General features: G+C 54.8%; 4 protein-coding genes and 1 pseudogene. 3 read left to right on the top strand and 2 right to left on the bottom strand.

Annotation, left to right across the window (positions count from 1 at the left end; translation table 11 throughout):
- Window positions 1-290 (top strand): annotated as a pseudogene (locus tag ACOCD2_RS12070) (transposase); the annotation flags it as partial.
- 135 nt (window positions 291-425) lie between these two features.
- Here the strand turns inward: ACOCD2_RS12070 and ACOCD2_RS12065 are convergent.
- Together ACOCD2_RS12065 and ACOCD2_RS12060 are read right to left on the bottom strand one after the other, a co-directional pair.
- Window positions 426-725 (bottom strand): hypothetical protein, encoded by a 300-nt coding sequence (locus ACOCD2_RS12065; RefSeq protein ID WP_293648092.1) that lies wholly within the window; start codon window positions 723-725, stop codon window positions 426-428.
- Window positions 718-1,626: a hypothetical protein gene (locus ACOCD2_RS12060; protein ID WP_293652743.1), complete on the bottom strand. Its 909-nt coding sequence runs from the start codon at window positions 1,624-1,626 to the stop codon at window positions 718-720. The genes ACOCD2_RS12065 and ACOCD2_RS12060 overlap by 8 nt, the downstream gene beginning before the upstream one ends.
- A gap of 92 nt (window positions 1,627-1,718) precedes the next feature.
- Here ACOCD2_RS12060 and ACOCD2_RS12055 point away from each other — a divergent pair, with 92 nt between their 5' ends.
- Both ACOCD2_RS12055 and ACOCD2_RS12050 read left to right on the top strand, forming a co-directional pair.
- On the top strand, window positions 1,719-3,974 hold the full coding sequence (locus tag ACOCD2_RS12055) for an ATP-dependent RecD-like DNA helicase (protein ID WP_293648097.1): 2,256 nt from the start codon (window positions 1,719-1,721) through the stop codon (window positions 3,972-3,974).
- A 276-nt stretch (window positions 3,975-4,250) separates the two neighbouring features.
- A complete protein-coding gene (locus ACOCD2_RS12050) occupies window positions 4,251-4,880 on the top strand; it encodes a hypothetical protein (RefSeq protein WP_294117342.1) in 630 nt (209 codons plus the stop codon).
- The last annotated feature ends 136 nt before the right edge of the window (window positions 4,881-5,016 follow it).

Here is a 5,016-nt window from a genome sequence, read left to right as displayed (position 1 = left end):
TACCGGTCGCCATTGCGTGTTCATGCTTCACGCCCATCTGATTTTCATCACCAAGTATCGCGGCAAGGTGTTGAGCCGGGCGATGCTGCGAGACATGGAAAAGATCATGCGCGACGTGTGCGCCATCCAGGACGTAACGCTGGCGGAATTCAACGGTGAAACCGATCATGACCCACTGGATCGGAAAGAAAGGCCAGATCTGGTCGCCCTCGTACTTCGCCGGTTCCGTGGGCGGCGCGCCCATCGAGGTGTTGAAACGCTACATCGAACAACAGCAAGCCCCTCACTAATCGCCTACCGGCGATGCGCTATCCTTCCCCTCCCTGAAGGAAGGGGCTTGTCGCGCTTTTTGGTCACCCGACCGCATGTGTCGGCCGGTTGTTCGCGTCCCCGGTACAGGGCGCACGCCGAACTGGCTTAGGGTGCTAGGGTGCGAAACGCTTTCTTTTAGTGCTTTCATCTGCGCCCCCTGCTTCCTCATCTTGTGTACAGTGACAAAGGGCAACATAATGTTCTTCACATAGCGTGATGGCTGCTTGTTGTGTTGCTTTATCGCCGAGCCTCCTGTAGCGCGCAGGGGGCGTCTCCCCTTTTTTATAGACCTCTTTCGCGGGGGCGGGGTTTTTCTCTGGCGCCCACCCCTCGAACCGCAGCTCATCTCCCTTTCGGTATGAGGTAATGCGGTATCCTTCTCCACTTTCCAAAACATCTTTGGCTTTAGCCATTGGTCGAAACTGCATGTTGCCCTCTGCTGTTTGTAGTTCTCGGGTTCAATTTCATCACGGCCCGAACATCCTTCTCGCTGGGCAAGGCCATTCTTTGGCCGCGTTTGCCGCTTATGCGGCGCCCATAGTGCTCGCCGGCGGTATCAATGGATGCATGCCCCATCGCGGCCGCCACCTCCGCACGGGTTGCCCCCGCCTTTTTCAGGTTGGCCGAATACTGGTGGCGAGCGGAGTAGAGAGTGATGCGTTTTTTGCGCCTGGGCCACAGCGCCTTGTTGATGCCTGCCAGGTATTTCCTGCATCGCAGATAGCAGCGGGCATAGTCCATATCATTCATTGCGCCGAGGTGCGCAGCCAGCCACTTTACCTGTGCTACCTGTTCTTCCGTCAGGTTATCGATGATCAGCGTGCGGGTGCGCCCGTGCGCTCGGCCGTTCGTTGCCTTGGCATTGCGCACCACAAACAGGCGTTGTCCGTTTCTCTCGGCGTACGCGGCATGGCGCCATTCCGAGGGGCGCAACCCCGTCCATATGCCCGCTGACAGCCATAGAAGCGTCAACGCGGCATTGGCATTCCATCCGGCCGCGTCAACGGACATGCGCGCATGCAGGGCGCGATAGTCTTTATCCGGAATGCGTTTCAGTTTCTGGGCAGACGTGCGATCCTCTCCTTGCCACCGCACATCTTCTGCCCTGCGCAAGGCACCGACTTTTTCCGACAAGGCGCCTGCCTGATGTCTTTCAAGCCAGTACACCAGTGCCGCCTGGTTCAGGCGCCAGGTTGCCGGCTTCCAATACTGCGCCCGGGCTCTCAGCCAAGCCAACAGTTCCTCTGGTGCGGTCAACATTTCCATGCCGGTTTCCCGATCAAATCTTTCTGACAATCGCCGGGCCACCTGCATGTAGTGCTCCTTGGTGCCTCTGGTTTTGCTTGAAATAACTCCCATAGGATATAGAATACCATAATTATATCGATCTGAAAAAGGTGACTCCCATGTTTTCAATCAACAAAACCACGGTTACTCCGGTTCAACAAGACACCCGATTTGTCGGGCGGGTAAAACGGGTGATTTTCCGTAATCCGGATAACGGTTTTTCTATACTGGACGTGGAAACCGATCACCCAGAGGCACAAAATGGATTGGTGAAAGTAAAGGGAAGCAGCGATTTGCGTCCCGGCAATGAATGCGAATGCATTGGGCGCTTTGAGCATCACCCAAAACACGGTTACGGTTTTGAGGCGCGGGCCATAGTGCCTATCATACCGGATACCGACGAAGGGCTGGTTCGCTATTTCAATAGCGGCATCGTAAAGGGTATCTCCGGCACCATGGGCAAGCGACTGGTGGATCATTTTGGCACCCACGCCCTTAATCTGCTGTCTCGCGCTGATCCCGCCTTGATGGCGGTTCCCGGCGTCAAGGACAAAACTTTTGAACGGATTACCGAGGCCTGGAAGCAGCACGAAATGGTGTATCGCATCATGCGCGCTCTCAAGGAATACGACATCGGCAACGCCGACGCCTGGCTGATATACAAAACCTGGGGCGAAAAAGCACTCCCCACGATAAAAGAACACCCCTACCGATTGACCAGCATTCGCGGTATCAGCTTTGCGAAAGCGGATCGTGTGGCGCTCTCAATGAACGTCGATAAAGACTCCCGCCAGCGCGTGCTCGCCGGCATTCGTCATGTGTTGAGTGAGGCCGAAGACGAGGGGCACACGCGGCTCGACTGGGGGGTTACCCGCTACCGTGCGTCCAAGCTACTGGGTATTGACCCTGAAACCGTATCAGAAACCATGATCAGTGCGGTCGCCGACGATATCCTGGCCGGCTACAAAATCGACGAAAAGGCCTGGGTGGCGAACAAAAGCATGTACGATGCCGAAGTTCGTATTGCTGAACGCATCGCAGATATCATGGTGAGCGCACCACCTTGGGAGGAAACACCGTGGACGATGCCTGATGGCATGGATTACTCCCCCTCTCAACGAGCCGCCATTCAAAACGCTGTTACCAGTAAGTTTATGGTTATGACCGGCGGCCCGGGCACCGGTAAAACCACGGTAACCCGAAGTATCATTGATATTTTGGAAAATCAGTTCAACGCAAATGTGCTTCTTTGCGCACCGACCGGGCGGGCAGCCAAGCGCCTGTCTGAGGCCACCGGCCGTGACGCCTCAACGATTCATATGATGCTCAACTACAATCCGCAACAGGGATTCATGTATGACGCGATGAACCCCCTGCAGTGTGATGCCGTGGTGGTCGATGAAGCATCGATGCTCGATACCCGTCTGATGCGATCCGTGCTCAATGCAATCCCAAATCACGCCATGGTGCTGCTGGTGGGGGATGCGGATCAGTTGCCGTCCGTTGGGGCCGGCAACCTGCTCCATGACCTGATCAACAGCAACCGGGCCCCGGTCGCACGCCTTACCGAGATCCATCGTCAAGCACAGGATTCTCGAATAATTACCAACTCCCATGCCATGAACCGGGGGGAAATGCCCGTGATGTCAGAAGATCCCGATAGCGATTTCTCCTTTCATTCAATGGAAAAAGAGGGGATCCCCGAACATATCGTTGACCTGGTGACTCGGGTGATTCCGCAGACACAAGGCATTGATCCCAATGAAGTCCAGGTGCTGACCCCCATGAAAGGGTACGAGTGTGGCACCCGTGCGCTCAACGTACGCCTGCAGGAGAAGATCAACCCGCCCGCGACGGAGAAGCCGGAGACGCACCATGGCGATGCGGTTTATCGACTTCACGACAGGGTTATGCAAACCCGCAATGACTATAAGAATAACGTCTTCAACGGTGATATGGGGAAGGTGATCGCTGTGAATCCTGACGAAAAACTGGTGACCGTGCAATTCGATGGCCACGACAGACCCGTTGAGATCGCAGGAACCCAGCTTGACCAATTGCTGCATGCTTATGCGGTGACCGTACATAAGTCCCAGGGGTCAGAATACAAAGCGGTTGTGATCCCTGCTACTACCAGTCACTACGTCATGCTCAACCGTAATCTTTACTATACCGCCGTTACCCGAGGAAAAAAGCAGGTACACATGGTTGGGCAGCCAGAAGCTGTGCGCATCGCTGTGAGCCGAGAGGGCCAAGCGCGCCATACAGGTCTTCAGCTTCAGCTCCACGGGATGCTGGACCCCATCCAGAACGCATCGAGCACCGATGACATACCGCAGGCTGGTGTTCGGGCAGGGCGTATGAATACCCCATGATTGCCTAATCCTGGTATCTGGCGTAATATATCCTATAGAAACCACTTGCGGTGCCTTTATCAAAACAGCGCGTAAAACCCCTTCCTTGAGGTGGGGGATATAAGCGTCATCGTCTGTGAGGGCCATGGGAAGCCGCGAGGCAGTACCACCTACCACCTCAACCGAGGGGGCTGGAATCCCTGTCCTTTAGGGCGGGGAGGATGTCAACCAATGATAAGCATACCTGACACGCTATTGAGCAATACAAGGCTTACGCATTCTCAACTGCGTGTGCTGTTGGCTCTTTTTTCCTGCCGTGACGCAATCGGCAACCTGGTTCCGACTGGGGCACGCGATATCACCAATATTTGTCACTTGAAACTGCGCCCTACACGCAAAGCACTGAGTGATCTGATTGACATGAAGTGGGTCGTTATCGCTCACCAGGACACCAAAAACCCGCTCTTCCTACCCACTGCACAAATGCTTCCTTCGGCTACGGATGACGCCTCTGACAACCTCACCCTTCCTCTTGAGAATGTTGAGAATGAGCCTCCCCCCCGCAATACCGCATCCCCCAAAGCGACCAGCATCGATTTGTCCGCCTTTGAGGGATGGCCAATTTCCCAGGACACGATAAAGCGCTTTATAGAGCATCGGAAAGTCAAGAAAAGCCCTTTGACCCAGTATGCCCTTGAGTTGAACCTGAAGGCGGCTTTACGTGGCCAAGAGGAAATCGGCATGACGGCAGATGAGGTGTTGCTCTTTACCATTAAGGAGGGCTGGCAGGGCGTCAATCTAAAATGGATAGATAATCGCCGGCGGGGGAATCCCAAAGGCAGAACACGCCCCAGGGCCGCCGAAATAGCAAAGAAGGCCGCCGAAAAACGCGCCAGAATCATGCTGCGCAACAAGCAACATCAGTAACAAAAGGAGATCACGACGTAACTACTCACCCCTAAGATGAGTACAAGCCTGCCTCCATGGATCTACAATCGCTTTTTCATGTCTGTAGAGGCTTGACATCATAGTACGCCGAGTCTATGCTATTGACCCAACACAT

This window comes from Thiolapillus sp. (genome assembly GCF_048562965.1).
GTDB classification, from domain to species: Bacteria; Pseudomonadota; Gammaproteobacteria; order Chromatiales; family Chromatiaceae; genus Thiolapillus; species Thiolapillus brandeum_A.
This window is presented reverse-complemented; position numbering and strand designations above follow the sequence as displayed.

Excerpts from the sequence above, each read along its gene's own strand:
- ACOCD2_RS12065 (WP_293648092.1), bottom strand. The coding sequence starts at position 725 with ATGGCTAAAGCCAAAGATGTTTTGGAAAGTGGAGAAGGATACCGCATT.
- ACOCD2_RS12060 (WP_293652743.1), bottom strand. The coding sequence starts at position 1,626 with ATGCAGGTGGCCCGGCGATTGTCAGAAAGATTTGATCGGGAAACCGGC.
- ACOCD2_RS12055 (WP_293648097.1), top strand. The coding sequence starts at position 1,719 with ATGTTTTCAATCAACAAAACCACGGTTACTCCGGTTCAACAAGACACC.